At 67.1% G+C, this 19,646-nt stretch carries 17 protein-coding genes; 5 read left to right on the top strand and 12 right to left on the bottom strand.

Annotation, left to right across the window (positions count from 1 at the left end):
* Positions 1 to 42: 42 nt before the first annotated feature.
* From gyrA to ligA, 6 genes are all read right to left on the bottom strand, one after another.
* Positions 43 to 2,757 carry a DNA gyrase subunit A gene (gene gyrA / locus AC5P74_RS05465; protein ID WP_053497326.1) on the bottom strand — a complete coding sequence of 905 codons (2,715 nt, stop codon included), beginning with the start codon at positions 2,755 to 2,757 and terminating at the stop codon, positions 43 to 45.
* A 257-nt stretch (positions 2,758 to 3,014) separates the two neighbouring features.
* Positions 3,015 to 4,079, bottom strand: coding sequence for an S-methyl-5-thioribose-1-phosphate isomerase (gene mtnA / locus AC5P74_RS05460; protein ID WP_346607435.1), 1,065 nt, complete (start codon positions 4,077 to 4,079; stop codon positions 3,015 to 3,017).
* Between the two features lie 47 nt (positions 4,080 to 4,126).
* A complete protein-coding gene (locus tag AC5P74_RS05455) occupies positions 4,127 to 4,855 on the bottom strand; it encodes a DUF3011 domain-containing protein (protein WP_495204835.1) in 729 nt (242 codons plus the stop codon).
* Between the two features lie 138 nt (positions 4,856 to 4,993).
* Positions 4,994 to 5,950 (bottom strand): EF-P lysine aminoacylase EpmA, encoded by a 957-nt coding sequence (gene epmA / locus AC5P74_RS05450; protein ID WP_346607434.1) that lies wholly within the window; start codon positions 5,948 to 5,950, stop codon positions 4,994 to 4,996.
* A complete protein-coding gene (locus AC5P74_RS05445) occupies positions 5,947 to 6,432 on the bottom strand; it encodes a GNAT family N-acetyltransferase (RefSeq protein WP_346607433.1) in 486 nt (161 codons plus the stop codon). Before AC5P74_RS05445 ends, epmA begins: the two co-directional genes overlap by 4 nt.
* A 50-nt stretch (positions 6,433 to 6,482) precedes the next feature.
* Positions 6,483 to 8,954 (bottom strand): NAD-dependent DNA ligase LigA, encoded by a 2,472-nt coding sequence (ligA, locus tag AC5P74_RS05440; protein WP_428986913.1) that lies wholly within the window; start codon positions 8,952 to 8,954, stop codon positions 6,483 to 6,485.
* Between the two features lie 257 nt (positions 8,955 to 9,211).
* On the opposite strand from ligA, the gene AC5P74_RS05435 reads away from it, so the two are divergent.
* A complete protein-coding gene (locus AC5P74_RS05435) occupies positions 9,212 to 10,336 on the top strand; it encodes a pyridoxal phosphate-dependent aminotransferase (RefSeq protein WP_065178621.1) in 1,125 nt (374 codons plus the stop codon).
* Between the two features lie 117 nt (positions 10,337 to 10,453).
* On the opposite strand, the gene zipA is transcribed toward AC5P74_RS05435, so the two are convergent.
* From zipA to AC5P74_RS05405, 6 genes are all read right to left on the bottom strand, one after another.
* Positions 10,454 to 11,194: a cell division protein ZipA gene (gene zipA, locus AC5P74_RS05430; RefSeq protein WP_053500863.1), complete on the bottom strand. Its 741-nt coding sequence runs from the start codon at positions 11,192 to 11,194 to the stop codon at positions 10,454 to 10,456.
* A 46-nt stretch (positions 11,195 to 11,240) separates the two neighbouring features.
* Positions 11,241 to 14,744, bottom strand: coding sequence for a chromosome segregation protein SMC (smc, locus tag AC5P74_RS05425; protein ID WP_346607431.1), 3,504 nt, complete (start codon positions 14,742 to 14,744; stop codon positions 11,241 to 11,243).
* Between the two features lie 259 nt (positions 14,745 to 15,003).
* Positions 15,004 to 15,453 (bottom strand): 50S ribosomal protein L9, encoded by a 450-nt coding sequence (rplI, locus tag AC5P74_RS05420; RefSeq protein WP_043398478.1) that lies wholly within the window; start codon positions 15,451 to 15,453, stop codon positions 15,004 to 15,006.
* 104 nt (positions 15,454 to 15,557) lie between these two features.
* Positions 15,558 to 15,788 carry a 30S ribosomal protein S18 gene (gene rpsR / locus AC5P74_RS05415; protein WP_002804494.1) on the bottom strand — a complete coding sequence of 77 codons (231 nt, stop codon included), beginning with the start codon at positions 15,786 to 15,788 and terminating at the stop codon, positions 15,558 to 15,560.
* 11 nt (positions 15,789 to 15,799) lie between these two features.
* Positions 15,800 to 16,237 (bottom strand): 30S ribosomal protein S6, encoded by a 438-nt coding sequence (gene rpsF / locus AC5P74_RS05410; RefSeq protein ID WP_006452997.1) that lies wholly within the window; start codon positions 16,235 to 16,237, stop codon positions 15,800 to 15,802.
* Positions 16,238 to 16,479: 242 nt separating this feature from the next.
* Complete coding sequence (locus AC5P74_RS05405; protein WP_005417401.1) at positions 16,480 to 16,818, bottom strand: HesB/IscA family protein; 339 nt, start codon at positions 16,816 to 16,818, stop codon at positions 16,480 to 16,482.
* Between the two features lie 128 nt (positions 16,819 to 16,946).
* Here AC5P74_RS05405 and asnS point away from each other — a divergent pair, with 128 nt between their 5' ends.
* Genes asnS through AC5P74_RS05385 form a run of 4 tightly spaced genes read left to right on the top strand, consistent with a single transcriptional unit; the run spans position 16,947 to position 19,637 of the window.
* Positions 16,947 to 18,341, top strand: a complete 1,395-nt coding sequence (gene asnS, locus AC5P74_RS05400) for an asparagine--tRNA ligase (RefSeq protein ID WP_005417402.1) — start codon at positions 16,947 to 16,949, stop codon at positions 18,339 to 18,341.
* A gap of 30 nt (positions 18,342 to 18,371) precedes the next feature.
* Complete coding sequence (locus AC5P74_RS05395) at positions 18,372 to 18,671, top strand: hypothetical protein (RefSeq protein ID WP_005417403.1); 300 nt, start codon at positions 18,372 to 18,374, stop codon at positions 18,669 to 18,671.
* Positions 18,672 to 18,676: 5 nt separating this feature from the next.
* Positions 18,677 to 18,991: a hypothetical protein gene (locus tag AC5P74_RS05390; RefSeq protein WP_005417404.1), complete on the top strand. Its 315-nt coding sequence runs from the start codon at positions 18,677 to 18,679 to the stop codon at positions 18,989 to 18,991.
* A gap of 7 nt (positions 18,992 to 18,998) precedes the next feature.
* The gene (locus AC5P74_RS05385; RefSeq protein WP_053500867.1) at positions 18,999 to 19,637 is read left to right on the top strand and encodes an FMN-binding negative transcriptional regulator; all 639 of its coding nucleotides are present in this window, start codon (positions 18,999 to 19,001) and stop codon (positions 19,635 to 19,637) included.
* Positions 19,638 to 19,646: the final 9 nt, after the last annotated feature.

Genomic DNA, 19,646 nt, shown 5'->3' with positions numbered 1-19,646 from the left:
CACAGGGCCGGCGTCGTCGGGTGCCTCAGGCTCGCGGCAGGATCAGTCCTGTGCGGCGTCCTCGCTGCTGGCCGCAGCCGGGGCGCTGTCGGTCGTGGCCGGGGCGGCGACTGCCACCTCGTCCTCGTCCTCGTCGATCGAGGCATCCATGCGCTCCACCGCCTGCAGCTTCTCGTCCTTGGACAGGCGAATCAGGGTCACGCCCTGGGTGTTGCGGCCGACGCGGCTGATTTCCGAGCCACGCGTACGCACCAGCGTACCGCCGTCGGAGATCAGCAGGACTTCGTCGCGGGAGCCCATCAGCACTGCGGCAACCAGCTTGCCGTTGCGCTCGGTGGTCTGGATGCCGATCACGCCCTGCGTGCCACGGCCCTTGCGCGGGTAATCCGGCAGCGGGGTGCGCTTGCCGTAGCCGTTCTCGGTGGCGGTGAGGATGTACTGCACGCTGGCGTCGTCGGCACTATCGATCACCGCATCACCCGTGGTGGCGGCTTCCTCGACACCGTTGTCGTCCTCGTTCTCGTCCTCGATGCCACCGGCACTTTCGGCCACGATCAGGCTGACCACTTCCTCGCCGGCCGGCATCCTGATGCCACGCACGCCGGTTGCGGTACGGCCCATCGAGCGGACTTTGTCCTCGCCGAAGCGCACGGTCTTGCCGTTGGAGGCGAACAGCAGGATGTCGCGCTGGCCGTCGGTCAGGCCGACGCCGACCAGCGCATCGCCCTCATCGAGGTTGATCGCGATCTTGCCGCGGGCCAGACGGAAGGCGAACTCGCCCAGCGGGGTCTTCTTGACCGTACCGTTCTTCGTGGCGAAGAACACGAACTGGCCATCGGCGTACTCGCGCACCGGCAGCACGGCCTGCACGCGTTCGCCCGGTTCCAGCGGAATCCAGTTGATGATCGGACGGCCGCGGGCGTTGGAACCCGCTTCCGGCAGCTGGTAGACCGGCAGCCAGAACACCTTGCCCGAGCTGGTGAAGGTCAGCAGCGTGTCGTGCGTGTTGACCAGCCACAGCTGTTCGATGAAATCCTCTTCCTTGGTCGCCGCCGCACTGCGGCCACGCCCACCGCGGCGCTGTGCGCGGTACACGCTCACCGGCTGCCGCTTCACGTAACCTGCATGCGACACGGTGACCACCACGTCTTCCGGTGCGATCAGGTCGAGGATGTCCAGGTCTTCTTCGCTGTGGCGGATTTCGGTGCGACGTTCGTCGCCGAACTCGGCCTTGACGTTGACCAGCTCCTCGCGGATCACCTGCAGCAGGCGGTCGGGATCTTCCAGGATGTGGATCAGCCCGGCGATCACTTCCAGCAGCTGCTTGTACTCGTCGGTCAGGCGGTCCTGCTCCAGCCCGGTCAGGCGGTGCAGGCGCATTTCCAGGATCTGGGTGGCCTGGATCTCGGTCAGCTGGTAGCCGCCCTCGATCAGGCCCACGCCCTTGGGCAGGTCTTCCGGGCGCGAGGCTTCGGCACCGGCGGCACCCAGCATCGCACCGACCAGGCCCGGCTCCCACACGCGCGCCAGCATGCGCTCGCGTGCTTCGTTCGGGTTCGGCGAGGTCTTGATCAGTTCGATCATCTCGTCGATGTTGGCCAGCGCGACGGTCAGGCCTTCCAGCACATGGGCGCGGGCGCGCGCCTTGCGCAGCTCGAACACGGTGCGGCGGGTGACCACTTCGCGACGGTGGCGGACGAACGCCTCCAGCATCTGCTTCAGATTCATCAACTGCGGGCGGCCGTCGACCAGCGCCACCATGTTGATGCCGAACACCGATTCCATCTGCGTCTGCTGGTACAGGTTGTTCAGCACAACCTCGGCAGATTCGCCGCGCTTGATCTCGATGTAGATGCGCATGCCGTCCTTGTCGGACTCATCGCGCAGCTCGCTGATGCCTTCGATCTTCTTTTCCTTGACCAGCTCGGCGATCTTTTCGATCAGACGCGCCTTGTTCACCTGGTAAGGAATTTCAGTGACGATGATCGATTCGCGGCCATTGTCGGCCACTTCGATATCGGCCTTGGCACGGATACGCACGCGGCCACGGCCGGTGCGGTAGCCAGCGACGATGCCGGCGGTGCCGTTGATGATGCCGGCAGTCGGGAAATCAGGGCCCGGGATGTACTCCATCAGGCCGTCGACGTCGATCTCCGGGTTGTCGATCAGCGCAATGCAGGCGTTGATCGATTCACTCAGGTTGTGCGGCGGGATGTTGGTCGCCATGCCCACCGCGATACCGGCCGAGCCGTTGACCAGCAGGTTCGGGAACCGGGTCGGCATGACCGTCGGCTCCAGTTCCTTTTCGTCGTAGTTGGGCTGGAAGTCGACGGTTTCCTTGTCGATGTCGGCCATCAGCTCGTGCGCGAGGCGCGACATGCGCGCTTCGGTGTATCGCATGGCCGCGGCGGAGTCGCCATCGATGGAGCCGAAGTTACCCTGGCCATCGACCAGCATGTAGCGCAGCGAGAACGGCTGCGCCAGGCGCACCAGCGTGTCGTACACCGACTGGTCGCCATGCGGGTGGTACTTACCGATGACGTCACCGACGATACGCGCCGACTTGAAGTAGGGCTTGTTGCTGTGTGCGTTGAGCTCGTTCATCGCATACAGCACGCGGCGATGCACCGGCTTGAGGCCGTCGCGCGCATCCGGCAGCGCGCGGCCCACGATCACGCTCATGGCGTAATCGAGGTAGCTCTTGCGCATCTCGTCTTCCAGGTTGACCTGGATGATTTCCTTGGCGGTTTCTGCCATTCGGGTTCCGTTGTCTGGTAGCGGTCCAGTCCGGCGCATTCGCCCGTGGGCGGTCGCGCCGGAACCTCGATTCAACCTGTGGATACTACCACAACAGGCCGTTTTCCGCCTCCCTTTACGGGGATTTTACCGGCACAAATCAGGAACTTAGGGGCCCCACCGATCCTCTAGAGCCGAGCCCATGCTCGGCTGCGGCGGATTCGCTGGCTGAGTCGAGCGTGGGCTCGGCTCTACAGACATCCGCAACCCTGCCCGCCTCAACCGCCGAAGGCGGCGCGCATGTTCTCGGCGGTCGGGTTCAGGATCACCCCGCGCTCGGTCACGATGGCGTCGATCAGCTCGCCCGGGGTGACATCGAACACCGGGTTCCAGGCGGCAATGCCTTCGGCCACGGTGCGGGCACCGCCCACGCCATACAGCTCACCCGGGTCGCGCTGCTCGATCTCGATCTGGCTGCCGTCCAGGGTCTCCATGTCCACGGTCGAGGACGGCGCCACCACCATGAACTTCACGCCGTGGTGGCGTGCGGCAATGGCCAGTTGGTAGGTGCCGATCTTGTTGGCGGTATCACCATTGGCGCAGATGCGGTCTGCGCCCACGATCACCCACTGCACGGCACCGGTCTTCATCAGGTGCGAGGCCGCCGAGTCGGCGATCAGGGTGGCATCGATACCGTCCTGCTGCAGCTCCCACACGGTCAGGCGTGCACCCTGCAGCCACGGCCGGGTCTCGCCGGCGAACACGCGCGCGATGCGGTGCTGGGCCATGCCGGCGCGAATGACGCCCAGCGCGGTACCGAAGCCGGCGGTGGCCAGCGAGCCGGTATTGCAGTGGGTCAGCACACCGCTGCCAGCCTCGATCAGGCCAGCGCCCAGTGCGCCCATGTGGCGGTTGGCCGCCAGGTCTTCCTCTGCGATCGCCTGCGCTTCGGACTCCAGCAACGCCTTCCAGTCGGCGCCGGCAGCGTTCAGGCAACGGCGCATCCGTGCCAGCGCCCAGGCCAGATTGACCGCAGTAGGGCGCGATGCGTTCAGGCGCTGCAGTGCCGGCTCCAGCTGCTGCAACGCGTGCGCACCGTCTGCGGCCTGCACCTCGCGCGCAGCCAGCACCACGCCCCAGGCGGCGGCAATGCCGATCGCCGGCGCGCCACGCACGGTCAGTGCGTGGATGGCGCTGGCAACCTCGTCACTGTCATGGCAGACCACGTGCTCGACCACGAACGGCAGCTTGCGCTGGTCCAGCAGTTGCAAGGCATCGCCGGTCCACAGGATCGGGCGGATGTGGTCGTAACGGGCGTAGTCGATGTCGGAGGCAGTGTTCATGGGCCCATTGTAGGGCCACGCCCCGCGCGGTTGGAGCCTGCCCCGGCTCAATTCACCGAGAATTCGGCGCGGCAGCCGCCATCCACCCAGATCCCGTTGCGGTTCCAGCCCCAGGTGCTGCCTTCCTCGCAGCGCGTGCTGGACAGCTGCTCGGAGACCACAGCACCCGCCGAGATGCTCGCGCCGCAGAAGCGGCGCTTCTTCGACTTCGATTCGCAGGTCAGGCGGCGCGGCACATCGACGAAGCGGCCATCCTCGTCGGCCACCTCGAAATCGCCCTGGCAGCCACGGCTGGTCCAGACTTCATTGCGCTTGTAGCCCCATCCCTGGCCTTCCCGGCACGGCAGCACCGACAACTGGCGAAGCAGGCGCACCGGCGCGCCATCCAGGCGTACCGGGCAACTCTGCGGACGGCCATTGGATTCGCAGCGCACCACGCGGCGCACCAGGCGCTTGCCTTCCGTTGCCGCAGGTGCCGCACCCTGCGCACGGCGCGCCCGGAATTCGGCGCGGCAGCCAAGGGTGACCCACACGCCGCTGCGGTCGGTGCCCCACTCGCTGCCGCGGATGCAGCTGTTGCTCGACAGCTGGCGCACCAGATCGACGCCGTTGGCCACATCGATGTCGCAGTGCACCCAGCCCATGTCGCGGGACTCGCAGGTCACCACTTCATCGTCGTAGCCCACCTGCTGGGCCGACGCCGGCGACGGCAGCCAGGCACCCCAGAGCGCAATGGAGTACATCGGTGCAGCGACAACCGCAAACCACTTGACCAAAGCCTTCCCCAGCAGGAATGGATGAACTGCATGCCAGTGTCCGGCATTGGCCGTGATAAGAGCATCATCCTGCTTACCGACGCAAGCGCACAGAGCCCGCCTTTCGTTCAGCCTGCGATGTTCAGCAACACGCGGGCGTCACGCGTGGGCAAAGTCGTAGGCCAGCACATCGGCAATGCGTGGCGTGCGGTTCATCGCCATCAGCAGGCGATCGACACCCACCGCCACGCCGGCACAGGCCGGCAACGCTGGCAACGCCGCCAGCAGCGCCTCATCCAGTGGCGGCTGCACCTGCCCGCGTTCGTGGCGGCGCTGCTGGTCGCGCCGGAAGCGGGCGCGCTGCTCGTCGGCGTCGTTCAGTTCGTGATAGCCGTTGGCCAGCTCCACTGCACCCAGGTAGAGCTCGAAACGCTCGGCCAGCGGCGGCGTGCCGGCGCGGATGCGTGCCAGCGCGGCCTGGCTGGCTGGCCAGTCATGCACTACGGTCATCACCGCGTCGTCGAAATGCGGCTGGATACGATGGGTCATCAGCAGGTCGAGCCAGTCATCACGGGTCAATCCGACCGGGTCAATGTGCACCTCGCCCAACGCGGCACGCAGCGTGGACTCATCCGCCTCGAACGGATCCACGCCAAGGTGCTGCTGGAACAGCTCACGGTAACTCAGCACGTGCAGCGTTGCACGGCGTCCGACCAGGGCCAGCGCCTGTCCGATCAGCTCGGCGGTCTCCTGTACCAACCGATGGTGGTCCCAGCCGACCCGATACCACTCCAGCATGGTGAATTCGGGGTTGTGGCGGCCGCCGGCCTCACCGTTGCGGAATACCCGACCCAGCTCGTAGCAGTCGCCCACACCGGCCGCCAGCAGGCGCTTGAGCGGATACTCCGGCGAAGTGCGCAGCCAGCGACGACGGCCACCGGCATCGACATGGCCGGTGAAATCGGTGTGGAAGCTGTCGATGTTCGGCTCGGTGTTGCCTGCCACCGACAGGATCGGCGTTTCCACCTCCAGCACATCGCGCTCGGCGAAGAAGCGGCGCACCAGCGCATTGAGCTCGGCACGCTGCCGCAGCGCGCGCAGCAGGGCCTCGCTCACAGGATGCCCTCCGGGCGCGGATGGTCGAGCGGCAGGGTCAGCAGATCGCGCGTATCGTCGATGTAGCCGCTGGCCAGGTACAGGCGGCGTGCCAGTTTGTTGTGGTGGTTCACTTCCAGGCGAAGGCGACTGACGCCACGACCGCGAGCGCGCTGTTCGCAGATGGCCAGCGCCTGCTTGCCGCGGCCACGACCGCGCGCACGATGGCTCAGGTACAGCTCGTCCAGCAGCATGAAGTGGCCGCCCTGCTCCAGGCTGAAGCCCATCGCGATCACCGCGTAGCCGACTACCTCGCCCGCCTCGTCCATCCACAACAGCACTTCGCCATTGCGCGGATCGGCCAGCAGCGCGTCCACGCCGCGACGCACGCGCGCGTCATCGAAGTCGATCCTGTCTTCGGCGTAGAACTCGCGCATCAGCGCGATCAACAGCTCCTCGTCGGCACGGGTGGCCAGGCGGAAATCCAGCGGGGCGGTCTGCATCGGTGTTCCTTTGTGTTTCATGCCGGGCGCGGGGACACCCGGCGGGATCGTCACTCGTGTTCGGCCAGATAGGCCAGCAGGCGGTCTTCGTCCCACACCGGCACGCCCAGCGACTGCGCCTTGTCCAGCTTGGAACCCGCTTCGGTACCGGCGACCACGAAGCTGGTCTTCTTCGAGACGCTGCCGGAGACCTTTGCACCGAGGGCCTCCAGGCGCTCCTTGGCGGCATCGCGGGTGAGCTGGGCCAGGGTGCCGGTCAGCACCACGGTCTGCCCATCCAGCGGGCCGGCCACGATCTCGGCCAGCGCCGGTGCCTTGGCCAGGATCTGCTGCATCGCCTTCTCGGCTGCCAGCAGCATCGCGCCATGGCCCTCGCTGTCCAGCCACTGGGCCAGGCCACGCGCGGTGTCGTCCGGCAATCCGGCGTTGACGAACTGCCCATGCTCGGCGTCGAGCACCGCCTGGGCACCGGGCAACGCGGCCACCAGTCTCTCCGCGCGCAGGCGGGTGATGCCGGGAATCTCTGATTCGACCAACAGCTGCGCCAGGTCCAGCCCCTCGCGCAGCTTGGCGCTGGGCGCGTGCACATCGCTGATGCGGACCTGGCCGACCTGCAGCAGGTCATCGATGGCCTGCTGGTTGCCCTGCTGTTCGAAGAAGTGGCCGAGCGACCGCGCCACTTCGCCACCGATGTCCGGCACGCGCTTGAACAATGGCCACGGCAGGTGGCGGATCAGTTCCAGGTCACCGAACCACTGCGCCAGCGCCTTGGCCGTGCTTTCGCCCACGTGCTCGATGCCCAGCGCGAACAGCAGCCGTTCCAGCGTGGCGGCACGACTGGCGTCGATGGCCGCGATCAGGTTGTCGGCCCACTTGGTCGCGATCTTCTTCGTGTTCCATTCGAAGCGGGCCGGCTGCGCCAGCGCCTGCGCGCGCCAGCCCGGATCGTTGCCGTCCAGCCTGAGCACCGCATTGAGCACCGCGCCACTGCCTTCAGCCGGCAGGTGCAGCTTCAGTGCGGCGGCCAGCGCCGAGGGATCTTCAGCGTCCAGCACCAGCTTCAGGTGCAGCAGCTGGTCACGACTGAGCCTGTACAGGTCGGCCACGCTCTTGACGATGCCAGCGTCGACCAGGGTTTCAATGTACTTGTCGCCCAGGCCGTCGATGTCCATCGCGCGGCGCGAAGCGAAATGGGCAATGGCTTCCTTGCGCTGCGCCGGGCAGGACAGTTCGCCCGAGCAGCGCCATGCGGCCGCCCCTTCCTCGCGCACGATCTCCGAGCCGCACACCGGGCAGCGCGTCGGCATCTGCCAGGGCGTGGTGCCCTGCGGGCGGCGATCGAGGATGACGCTGACCACTTCCGGGATCACGTCGCCGGCACGGCGCACGATCACGCTGTCGCCGACGCGCACGTCGAGGCGTGCGATCTGGTCGGCGTTGTGCAGCGTGGCGTTGGACACGATCACGCCGGCCACGGCCACCGGTGCCAGCCGCGCGACCGGTGTGGCCGCACCGGTGCGGCCGATCTGGATCTCGATCGCCTCCACCGTGGTGCTCTGTTCCTGTGCCGGGAACTTGTGCGCGATGGCCCAGCGCGGCGCACGCGAGACAAAGCCCATCGCCTGCTGGCCGGCACGGTCATCGAGCTTGTAGACGACGCCATCGATATCGAACGGCAGGCCGTCGCGGCGCTCGCCGATATCGCGGTAGTAGCCGAGCAGGCCGTCGGTGCCTTCCACCACCTTGCACAGCGCGCTGACCGGGAAACCCCAGGCGCCGAGCTGCGCCAGCGTGCCCGAATGGGTATCGGGCAGCTCGCCGCCCTGCACTTCACCGGTACCGTAGGCAAAGAAGCTCAACCTGCGCTGCGCACTGATCTTCGGGTCGAGCTGTCGCAGCGACCCGGCCGCCGCATTGCGCGGGTTGGCCAGCACCTTGCCGCCGTGCAGGCGCGCACGTTCGTTGTACGCCTCGAAATCGGCGCGCGCCATGTAGACTTCGCCGCGCACCTCCAGCACGTCCGGCCAGTCCTTGCCGTGCAGCCGCTTGGGAACATCGCCGATCTCGCGCAGGTTGGCGGTCACGTCCTCGCCGGTGCTGCCATCGCCGCGGGTCGCGCCGAGCACGAAATGACCATCCTCATAGCGCAGGCTGATCGCCAGGCCGTCCATCTTCGGCTCGGCCGAAAACTGCAGGCTGCGGCGGCCCAGGCGTTCATCGATGCGGCGCACGAAATCCGCCACTTCCTCATCGCTGAAGGCGTTGGACAGCGACAACATCGGCACCGCATGGCGGACTTCGGGGAAACGGCCGGAGGGACGCGCGCCGACCTGCTGGGTCGGACTGTCGGCCCGGGCCAGTTCCGGATGTTCGCGCTCCAGCGCTTCCAGCTCGCGCACCATCCGGTCGTAGTCGATGTCGGGGATCTCCGGGGCGTCCAGCTCATGGTAGGCGCGGTTGGCCTGGGCGATCTGCCGGCGGAGATCTTCGGCGCGTTCGGCGGGGCTGGAGCTCATCGGAATCCGGTGGTTCTGGGATGGCCGGGGATTCTACCGCGCCCGGCCGTCAGGCCCTGTAATGCCCCCCCTTCGCAGCGCCGAGCCATGCTCGACGGGCGCCCCCCTGCCCTGGTGGATGCCAACCATCTCCCCGCCCCGGCAGGTGCCCAACCTTGGTTGGCACACCTGCAGCCGACCATGGCTCGGCACTACAAAAAGCGGGCTTGCCGCCCACCGCAACCAGCGCTAGCGTGCGAAGGCTACTCCTCGGAATCCCACCCGTGACCCTGCCTGCTTCCCGTAGACGCTTCCTGCAACTGGCCGGTGCCGGCCTCGCCGTCGCTGGCAGCGGACTGCCGCGGCTTGGCCAGGCCCAACCTGCGGCCGCCGTCGCCCCGGCCCCTGCCGAAGGCGTGGTACTGCTGAACTTCAACGAGTGCCCCTACGGCCCCTCGCCGGCGGCCCAGCAGGCCGCGCGCGACAGTATCGCCAGTTGCGGCCGCTACCGCTTCGCCCTGGCCGCACAGGTGCGCGATGCCTTCATCGAGCAGGCACGTATTCCGGCCGACCACGTGCGCCTCTATCCCGGCTCAAGCGAGCCGTTGAACCGCGCCGCCACGGTGTGGACCGGGCCGCAGGCGGGATTGGTGGTGGCCGACCCGACCTTCGAGACCCTGGGCGAGGTCGCCGCTGCTCGCGGCGCCCATGTGCAGAAGGTGCCGCTGCGCGACGACGGCGCGCATGACCTGCGTGCGATGGTCGCCGCCGCGCAAGCGCGCCCGACCGGGCTGGTGTATGTGTGTAATCCGAACAACCCGACCGGTTCGATCAGCCCACCGGATGAGCTCGCCTGGCTGCTGGCCCACAAGCCCGCATCGACCCGCGTGCTGGTCGACGAGGCCTACCTGCAGTACAGCGAGCAGCCGAGCCTGATCGCGCAGGTAGCGCAGCGCGATGACCTGATCGTGCTGCGCACGTTCTCCAAGCTGTACGGCATGGCCGGCCTGCGCCTGGGCGTGGCGGCCGCACATCCCGACCGCCTGCGCGAACTGGCCAGCCTGGGCGACAACCCACTGCCCGTGCCAGCACTGGCCGCAGCACTGGCCAGCCTGCAGGATCCCCAGTTGATCGCGCAGCGGCGCCTGCAGAATGCCCAGGTGCGGCAGGCCACCATCGCGTGGCTGGGCAAGCGTGGTTTCAGCTGCGTCCCGTCGGAAGCGAACTGCTTCGTGGTGGATGTGCAGCGCGACGGTGCCGCCTTTGCCAAGGCGATGGCAGACAACGGCGTGATCATTGGCCGCAGCTGGCCGATCTGGCCACAGCGCGTGCGCGTGACCGTCGGCACCGAAGACGAAATGGCCGCATTCCGCCGTGCGTTCGCCAAGGTGGCCGGCGTACCGGCCTGACCCCGTTGGTGGGGGCGAACTTGGTTCGCCCCATCCACGCATGGCGTGGATCTGCTGTTGTGGATGCCGACCATTGGTCGGGGTGGGTGCCGACCGTTGGTCGGCACGCCATGGCGCTCACCAGCGCGGGGTCTTGGTCAGCGGCGGTGCCTGGTGCTGGCGGTCGTAGGCACGCAGCTCGTCGCGGATGTGCGCGATGCGCTGGCGGCCCAGGGCATTGCGGCTGTCATCCAGCACCACGCCATCGAGCAGCTCGGCCATGCGCTGCACGGTCGGCAGCATCTTCTCCCAGGCATCAAGCGCGGTCAGCGGCGCCGGCAGGGTCAGGAAGAAGGCGATGGCCGGGGTTTCCATGGCACGGATGTTGGCCATGTCGAAGCTGCCCGGCTTCATGATGCTGGCCATCGAGAAGATCGGGCCGCGCTCGGGGTGGCCTTCCACCAGGCGGTGGAACACGTTCATGTGGCCGAATACCAGGCCGGTCTTCTCCGCCGCCACCACGATGTCTTCGCCGCGCAGCTGCTCGCCGGCACGGGCGGCCACGAACAGCGAGACGATCTTGTCGAAATCCTGGGTGGTGCGCTTGCCGACGTCGTTGGCCGCGCCCGGATCGGTGTCGGCCAGGCCAAGTTCGGCCTGCTCGCCTTCGCCGCCCATGCCCGGTTCGACGCGGCCCTCGGCCACCACGACGCCGTCCTCGCCCAGGACCGGTTCGCGGCGCTCGCCACTGGTCGGTTCCGCGTTTTCCACGCGGCGCCCCTGGGGCTTTTTCTTCGGACGGCCAAACAGGAAGATCGCGGCGATCAACAGCAGGCCGGCGGCCAGGATGCCGATGCGCAACAGTGCCGTGTCGGACATTCGATAGGTTCTCCGGCTAGTTCATTCAGGTAACTAGGATGGCACGTCAGGCCGCGCCCGCCAATCGCGCGGCTTCTTCCAGGTCCACGCTGACCAGGCGGCTGACGCCCGGCTCACGCATGGTCACGCCCGACAGCTGGTGCGCGGCCTCCATCGTCGCCTTGTTGTGGCTGACGAACAGGAACTGCACCTTCTCGCTCATTTCCTTGACCATGTTGGCCAGGCGGCCGACGTTGGCTTCGTCCAGCGGCGCGTCCACCTCGTCCAGCAGGCAGAACGGGGCGGGATTCAACTGGAAGATGGCGAACACCAGCGCCACCGCGGTCATCGCTTTCTCGCCGCCGGACAGCAGCGAGATGCTCGACACGCGCTTGCCCGGCGGGCGCGCCATGATGGTCACGCCCGTGTCGAGCAGGTCTTCACCGGTCAGTTCCAGGTAGGCGTGGCCGCCACCGAACAGGCGCGGATACAGGGCCTGGACGCCGGCGTTGACGCGGTCGAAGGTGTCCTTGAAGCGCCCGCGGGTCTCGCGATCGATCTTGCGGATGGCATCCTCAAGTGTTTCCAGCGCCGTGGTCAGGTCGGCGTGCTGCGAATCCAGGTAGTCCGAACGCTGCGAAGCCTCGCCGTACTCGTGGATGGCGGCCAGGTTGACCGGCTCCAGCCGGCGCATGCGTGCGTCGATCTGGTGCACGGCCTGCTCCCAGTCGCCCAGGCGGGCGTCCTCGGGTAGTGCATTGAGCACGTCCTGCAGCACGAAGCCGGCCTTTTCCACCGCCGCCTGCAGGGTGTCGGCGCTGAGCACCAAGGCCTGCTGGTCTAGCTTGCGCTGCGAAATGCGCTCGCGCTGGGCCAACGCCTGCTCGTCGCGCTGGTGGCGGGTCTGCTCGTAGTTGCGCAACTCGGCGTCGATGCCGTCCAGCAGCGTTCGCGCCTCGGTCAGCACACGGTCGGCCCGCACGCGCTCTTCCAGCGCGTTCTGATGTTCGGCCTGCAGCGATTCGACCGGCGAATCCCCTTCGTCCAGCTGCGAGTACAGCTCGCCCAGCCGCGCGTCCAGCTGCCCGCGCTGGGTGCCCATGCGTTCCAGCGCCTGGCTCAACGAGTCCAGCTGCGCGCGCTGCGATTCCAGGGTCAAGGCCAGCGAATGCGCGCGCTCGCGTACCGCGCGGGCGGCATCGCGGGCCAGGTCGCGGGCCTCGGTCAACTGCCGACGTTCGCCCTCCAGCCGCTGCCGGGTCGATTCCAGGTCGCCCATGCTGCTGACCGCACTCTCCAGCCGCGAGCGCGCTTCCCGCGCCTGCTCGTTGTTGGCTTCCAGCGTTTCCTGCAACTGCTTCAGCTCGCCCTCGATGCGGTCGATGCGGGTGCGTGCCGCTTCCACCTTGCCCTGCTGGCCCTGCAGCTGGCCGGCCAGCTCGGACACCGCGCGGTGGGCCTGGTAGAGCGCGCGCTGCGCGTCCTCGCGCTGCTGCTCGGCCGCCTGCAGCTGCTCACGGAAACCGCTCAGCTGCTCTTCCAGCTCGGCCTCGCGGTCCTGCAGCTGCTCGATCTGCTCACGCAGTTCATTGATCTCACGCTCGCGCAGCAGCGCACCCTGCTCGGCGGCACCGGAGCGCGACACGCGCAGCCAGCCCTGGCCCAGCCGCTCGCCGCCCTGGGTGATGATCGAATCGCCTTCCGGCAGGCTGGCCTGCAGGGCCTTCGCCTCGGACAGGTCCTTCGCACCATGCAGGTGCGCCAGCAGCCGACGGATCGCCGCCGGGCCGCGCACGCGTGCCGCCAGCGAGGTCGGCGCCACCTTCAGTTCAGAAGCATCGTCGGCGACCAGCGCAATGTGGCCTTCGCCAAGTTCGCCCAGCGCGCCGACCAGGCTGGCCGGGTCATCGACCAGCACGCCTTCGATCAGCTGGCCGAGCGCACTTTCCACCGCGTTTTCCCAGCCGGCATCCACGTCCAGGCGTTCGCCGACGCGCGCCGCCGAATCCAGCCCGCGCGCCTTCAGCCAGGCCACGGCTGCACCCTGCTCCTGGCCCAGCGCGGCCTGCTGCAGGGTTTCCAGCGAGGCCAGGCGACCGCGCAGGCCGTTGGCCTGCTTGCGCAGTTCAGCCAGTTCGTTCTGGCCATTGCGCTGCTGTTCCTGCACTGCCGTCACGCCCTGCTTGCGCAGCTCGACGTCTTCACTCAATTCATCCAGTGCGGCCTTCTGCGTGTCGTGCTGCAGGTGCAGCTGCTCGAAGGCTTCTTCCAGCGCGTCCACGTCCAGGCCTGCGCGTTCGGCGGCCAGGGCCTCGCGACGCCGGTCGGCGTCGAGGATCTGCTTGTCCAGGTAGTCCACGCGCGTGCGCTCGACATCGCCGGCGCGCGAGGCTTCCGAACTCTGCGAGGTGTGCTGTTCCCAGCGTTGCTGCCAGCTGGCCAGCCGCTCTTCAGCCTCACGCAGGCTTTCCTGCTTGATCTCGTTTTCTTCCTGCAGTGCTTCCAGCTTCGGAGTGGCGGCCTCCACCGCCTCGCGCAGCACCCTCAGTTTGGCCTCGTCGCCGCTGATGTGCTGGCCCAGTTCAGCCAGCGCCTGCTGGGTTTCATCGCGCGCCTTGTGCAGGCGCTGCGACAGCTCGCGCTGGTGCTGGATCTGCTGTTCCAGGCGCGCCAGCGTACTGCCGACCTGGTAGACCGCAGCCTGCGCGGTGTTCAGCGCGTCGGCGGCCTCTTCGCGCCGCGCGCGCGAGGTCTCGATGCGCGCCTCGGCATCACGCTGGTCGGCGATCAGCTGCTGCAGCCTCGTCTCTTCCTGCGACAGGCCTTCGCGCAGCTTCGACAGGCGCCCGTCGAGGCCGCGGAATTCCAGCGCCTTCCACTCGGCATCCTTGACCCGGCGCTCTTCCTGCAGGGCCTGGTACTGCTCGGCCTGCTTGGCCTGGCGCTTGAGGTGCTCCAGCTGCTTGCTGATCTCGTCGCGCAGGTCGCCCAGCCGGTCCAGGTTCTCGCGGGTGTGGCGGATGCGGGTCTCGGTCTCCTTGCGGCGCTCCTTGTACTTGGAGATGCCGGCTGCCTCTTCCAGGTACACACGCAGGTCTTCCGGGCGCGCCTCGATGATCTGGCTGATCATGCCCTGCTCGATGATCGAGTAGCTGCGCGGGCCCAGGCCGGTGCCGAGGAACAGGTCGGTGATGTCGCGGCGGCGGCACTTGGTGCCGTTGAGGTAGTAGTTGCTGGTACCGTCGCGGCTGACCGTGCGCTTGACCGAGATTTCGTTGAACGCGGCGTACTCGCCGGAGATCGTGTGGTCGGAGTTGTCGAAGATCAGCTCGACCGTGGCCTGCGACACCGGCTTGCGGGCATTGGAACCGGAAAAGATCACGTCGGTCAGCGAGTCGCCGCGCAGGCGGCTGGCCGAGCTCTCGCCCATGACCCAGCGCACGGCGTCGATGATGTTCGACTTGCCGCAGCCATTGGGGCCCACCACGCCGGTCATGTTGGTCGGCAGGTGCAGGGTGGTCGGATCGACGAACGACTTGAAGCCGGACAGCTTGATCGTGGAAAGACGCATAGGGGTTCCGGACTGGGGCCGGCAAGCGGCCTGCGTTTACCCTCCAAGTCATTGATCCTGTTGGGATCGATGCCCGTGGAACGGGTGTGACGCCCTGAGTATACCGATGTGGCCGTGTTCTACGAATGGGCGTGGAACATTGCCCGGCCCTGCCCCGCCGGCCGCACGTGGCCCGAGCTGGCGAAACGGAACCATAAAACAAAACGGGCACCCTTGCGGGCGCCCGTTCTGCGGTGATGCCAGGCCTTGCGGCGTGGAATCAGGCTTCGGCGACGACGACGACCTTGACGGTGGTCTCGACGTCGGCGTGCAGGTGGATCAGCACGTCGTACTCGCCGATGTTGCGGAAGGCGCCTTCGCCCAGGATGACTTCGCTCTTGCTGACCGGCAGGCCGGCAGCGGTGAAGGCATCGGCGATTTCACGGGCGCCGACCGAGCCGTACAGCTTGCCTTCGGTCGAAGCGTTGGCCGGGATGGTCACGCTTGCGCCGTCCAGCTTGGCCTTGCGGGCGTCAGCTTCGGCGTGGATGGCCTGGGCCTTGGCTTCGTATTCGGCGCGCTTGGCTTCGAACTCGGCCTTGTTGCTCTCGGTGGCCGGCACGGCCTTGCCCTGCGGCACGAGGAAGTTACGGCCGTAGCCCGGCTTCACGTCGACCAGGTCGCCCAGGTTGCCGAGGTTGGTGACTTTCTGCAGGAGGATCAGCTGCATGGTATTGCTCCAGATGAGTTATTCGTTAGCGAGGCGATGCCCCGCAACAAAGGCTGTCCGAATAGCTGGCACAGCGGGGGCGGCACCGGGCCGCCCCGCCGGCATCAGACGTCGTGGTTGTCGGTGTACGGGATCAGGGCCAGGAAGCGAGCGCGCTTGACGGCGGTCGCCAGCTGGCGCTGGTACTTCGACTTGGTACCGGTGACGCGGCTCGGCACGATCTTGCCGTTCTCGGTCAGGTACTGGCGCAGGGTGTTGAGATCCTTGTAGTCGATCTCCTTCACACCTTCAGCCGTGAACTTGCAGAACTTGCGGCGACGGAAGAACTTGGACATGGGAAGGCTCCTTAGGCGGCGGAAGCGGCGTCGTCGCCGGCTTCGTTGTCAGCGGTGGTGGTGGACTCGCCTTCTTCGTCGTCACGACGACGGCGCTCACCGCGCTCCGGCTTGTCACCCTTCTCGTCCTTGCTCTTCATGATCAGCGACTGCTCGGTGTCAGCCTCGTCACGCTTGATGACCAGGTTGCGCAGCACGGCGTCGTTGAAGCGGAAGCTCTCGGTCAGTTCGTTCAGAACGGCCTGGTCGGCTTCGATGTTCATCAGCACGTAGTGGGCCTTCACCAGGTTCTGGATCGGGTACGCCAGCTGGCGGCGGCCCCAGTCTTCCAGGCGGTGGATGGTGCCGTTGCCGTTCTCGACCAGCGACTTGTAGCGCTCGATCATGGCCGGGACCTGCTCGCTCTGGTCCGGGTGGACCATGAACACGATTTCGTAATGACGACTCATGTTTTTTCTACCTTTCGGATGTGGCCTTTCGGCCGGACAGCCCCCCGCCGTTGAGACCGCGGTGGGGCAAGGATTCCCGCCAGGAAGGCAGGAAGCCGCGCATTATGGCGCAGATGGGAATGGCGGGCAACCGGGGGCACCCGACCTTCTGAACCGGGGTGCCCTGCCCCGGTGCCGATCAAGGTCGGCACCCACCAGGCGGGTAGCGCCGGGCCATGCCCGGCGGGCGCCAAAGCCGCGCGTCAGGCCTTGTCGGCGTCGGTGGTGAAGCTCTCGCCGCAGCCGCACTCGGCGGTGGCGTTCGGGTTGCTGAACGTGAAGGTCTCGCTCAGGCCATGCTTGCCGAAGTCGATCACGGTGCCGTCCACCAGCGCCAGGCTCTTGGCGTCGACATAGATCTTCACGCCGTCCTGGTCGAACACGGTATCGCCCTCGCGCTCGTCTCGGGCCAGGTCGGTCACGTGGCCCCAACCGGAGCAGCCGGTCCTGGTCACGCCGAAACGCAGGCCCAGCGCGCCGGGGGTCTGGGCGACAAAGCGCTGCACGCGCTCGAAGGCAATGGGGGTCAGGCTGACGGCCATGGGGCTACTCCAGAGGTACGGGAACATTATAAGGAGCCGTTGCCGCGAAAAATGCCTCGCAAGCAGAACGCTGCAACCGGTAAACTCCCGTGTTCACAGATCGAGTCGATCAGCAGAGGATTCAAGTCATGACGGTGGTCAGCGTTGAACATGCGCTTGCCGGGAAGATCCCGGAAGGCGGCGAAGTCACGGTACGCGGATGGGTGCGCACGGTGCGCGGTTCAGCGAATCTGGCCTTCGTGAATGTGAGCGACGGCTCCTGCTTCGCCCCGATCCAGATCGTGGCCAACGACACCCTGGCCAACTTCGACGAGATCAAGCGCCTGACCAGCGGCTGCTCGGTCATCGGCACCGGCACCCTGGTGAAGTCGCAGGGCAAGGGCCAGTCGTTCGAGATCCAGGCCAGCGCACTGGACGTGGTCGGCTGGGTCGAAGACCCGCTCACCTACCCGATCCAGCCCAAGCCGATGTCGCCGGAGTTCCTGCGCGAAGTCGCGCACCTGCGCCCGCGCACCAACCTGTTCGGCGCAGTCACCCGCATCCGCAACTGCCTGGCCCAGGCCGTGCACCGCTTCTTCCACGAGAACGGCTTCAACTGGATCAGCACCCCGATCATCACCACCTCCGATGCCGAAGGCGCCGGCCAGATGTTCCGCGTGTCCACCCTGGACATGGTGAACCTGCCACGTGACGAGAAGGGCGCGATCGACTTCAGCCGCGACTTCTTCGGCAAGGAAACGTTCCTGACCGTGTCCGGCCAGCTGAACGTCGAGGCGTACTGCCTGGCGCTGAGCAAGGTCTACACCTTCGGCCCGACCTTCCGCGCCGAGAACAGCCACACCACCCGCCATCTGGCGGAGTTCTGGATGATCGAGCCGGAAATCGCCTTCGCCGACCTGGCCGAAGACGCACGCCTGGCCGAAGAGTTCCTGAAGTACCTGTTCCGCGCCGTGCTGAACGAGCGCAGCGACGACCTGGCCTTCATCGCCGAGCGCGTGGACAAGAACGCGATCACCAAGCTGGAAGATTTCATCAACGCACCGTTCGAGCGCATCGACTACACCGATGCGGTCAGCCTGCTGCAGAAGTCCGGCAGGAAGTTCGACTTCCCGGTGGAATGGGGCCTGGACCTGCAGACCGAGCACGAGCGCTGGCTGACCGAGGAGCATGTCGGCCGTCCGGTGGTGGTGACCAACTATCCGGAGCACATCAAGGCCTTCTACATGCGCCTGAACGACGACGGCAAGACCGTTGCCGCGATGGATGTGCTGGCCCCGGGCATCGGCGAGATCATCGGTGGCAGCCAGCGTGAGGAGCGCCTCGACGTGCTGGACGCGCGCATGGCCCAGTTCGGCCTGGATCGTGAGCACTACAGCTGGTACCGCGACTTCCGCCGCTATGGCTCGGTGCCTCACGCCGGCTTCGGCCTGGGCTTCGAACGCCTGGTGGTGTACGTCTGCGGGCTGTCCAACATCCGCGATGCGATCCCCTACCCGCGCGCCCCGGGCAGTGCGGACTTCTAAGGCCCACACGTCCACGGAGGTACGGCTCCCATGACCCTGTTCTTCGCCCTGTGTTTCGTCGGCGTTGCAGTGGCCGGGTTCAGTGCCTTCGTGATCTTCTGGCCGCTGACCCTGGTGCACGTCCGCGACCGTCATCCGGCGCTCGCCGAGCGCTTCGGCAGCGGCGCCTTCCTCAAGCCCGATGCCCTGGCCTGGCTGTTGCGCCGCGACTATCGCCAGCAGCCGGACCGCTCGCTGTCCGGGCTGGCGACGCCGGCCTGGGTATCGCTGCTGACCCTGCTGGCCGGACTGGGCATGGCCGCCCTGCTCTGGCTGGCCTCGCTCTGGTAACCCCCATGAATGACATTTCCGCCTCGCGCGACAGCTGGTGGCTGGCCAGCCTCGGCAACACCCTGATCTGGGCGCGCCTGCGCGTTCGCCCGGCCGGCACCGCTGAGGTGCTCGACAGCGACGGCAATACGCTGAGCTATGACAGCGAAGACACCGCCCGTTCGCAGCTGTTCGACGCCGAATTCGTCGAGTATGACGGTCTGGACGAGGAAGACGCGCTGGTGCGCGGCTTCAGCCTGCACGAAGTGCAGCCGCCGCAGGCCGACAACGACGAAGGCCTGCGCGGCCGCATGATCCAGTCGCTGGGCGCGCGCGCCTGATCCAGGCATGTTCACTCCACGCGCCTTCGCCGAGACCGACCTGCTCTGGCTGGACCGCCTGCTGGCGCGTGATCCATTCGTCACTGTGCTCACCCCCGGCAGCGATGGCCTGCCGGAGCTGACCCGGATGCCGGTGCTGTACCGGCGCGAGGGCGAGCGCATCGAGCTGCGCGGGCACTGGGCCCGCGCCAACCCGCAGTCGCGCCACGGCGGTGCGGCCAAGGTGCTGGTCGACGGACCACACGGCTACGTCTCGGCCAGCTGGTATCCGGACAAGGAGCCTGCCGCGCGGGTGCCGACCTGGAACTACGCCGCCGCCGAGCTGCGTGGCCAGTTGCACACCTTCGACGACACCGATGCGCTGGCCGGGCTGGTCGGCACGATCAGCGACCACTTCGAAGCCAGCGTCGGCCAGGCCTGGCAGTTCGATGCCACGCGTGCCGAACATGGCCCGGAACTGCGTGCCATCGTCGGCTTCCGTTTCCAGGTCGAACACGTGCAGCTGAAGCTGAAGCTGAGCCAGAACCATCCCGACGCCAACCAGCGCGCCGTGATCGCCGAACTGGAACAGCTGGGCACCCCTTCCTCCACCGAGTTGGCGCAGTGGATGCGCTGGCACCGCGAACAGGCCGCCCGCAGCGGCTGAACACCCCCG

Source organism: Stenotrophomonas sp. YJH_SMC_94-11, from assembly GCF_059370435.1.
This window is presented reverse-complemented; position numbering and strand designations above follow the sequence as displayed.

Coding starts and splice junctions, on each gene's coding strand:
- gyrA (WP_053497326.1), bottom strand. CDS start 2,757: ATGGCAGAAACCGCCAAGGAAATCATCCAGGTCAACCTGGAAGACGAG.
- mtnA (WP_346607435.1), bottom strand. CDS start 4,079: ATGAACACTGCCTCCGACATCGACTACGCCCGTTACGACCACATCCGC.
- AC5P74_RS05445 (WP_346607433.1), bottom strand. CDS start 6,432: ATGCAGACCGCCCCGCTGGATTTCCGCCTGGCCACCCGTGCCGACGAG.
- zipA (WP_053500863.1), bottom strand. CDS start 11,194: ATGTCCGACACGGCACTGTTGCGCATCGGCATCCTGGCCGCCGGCCTG.
- smc (WP_346607431.1), bottom strand. CDS start 14,744: ATGCGTCTTTCCACGATCAAGCTGTCCGGCTTCAAGTCGTTCGTCGAT.
- rplI (WP_043398478.1), bottom strand. CDS start 15,453: ATGCAGCTGATCCTCCTGCAGAAAGTCACCAACCTCGGCAACCTGGGC.
- rpsR (WP_002804494.1), bottom strand. CDS start 15,788: ATGTCCAAGTTCTTCCGTCGCCGCAAGTTCTGCAAGTTCACGGCTGAA.
- rpsF (WP_006452997.1), bottom strand. CDS start 16,237: ATGAGTCGTCATTACGAAATCGTGTTCATGGTCCACCCGGACCAGAGC.
- AC5P74_RS05405 (WP_005417401.1), bottom strand. CDS start 16,818: ATGGCCGTCAGCCTGACCCCCATTGCCTTCGAGCGCGTGCAGCGCTTT.
- asnS (WP_005417402.1), top strand. CDS start 16,947: ATGACGGTGGTCAGCGTTGAACATGCGCTTGCCGGGAAGATCCCGGAA.
- AC5P74_RS05395 (WP_005417403.1), top strand. CDS start 18,372: ATGACCCTGTTCTTCGCCCTGTGTTTCGTCGGCGTTGCAGTGGCCGGG.
- AC5P74_RS05390 (WP_005417404.1), top strand. CDS start 18,677: ATGAATGACATTTCCGCCTCGCGCGACAGCTGGTGGCTGGCCAGCCTC.
- AC5P74_RS05385 (WP_053500867.1), top strand. CDS start 18,999: ATGTTCACTCCACGCGCCTTCGCCGAGACCGACCTGCTCTGGCTGGAC.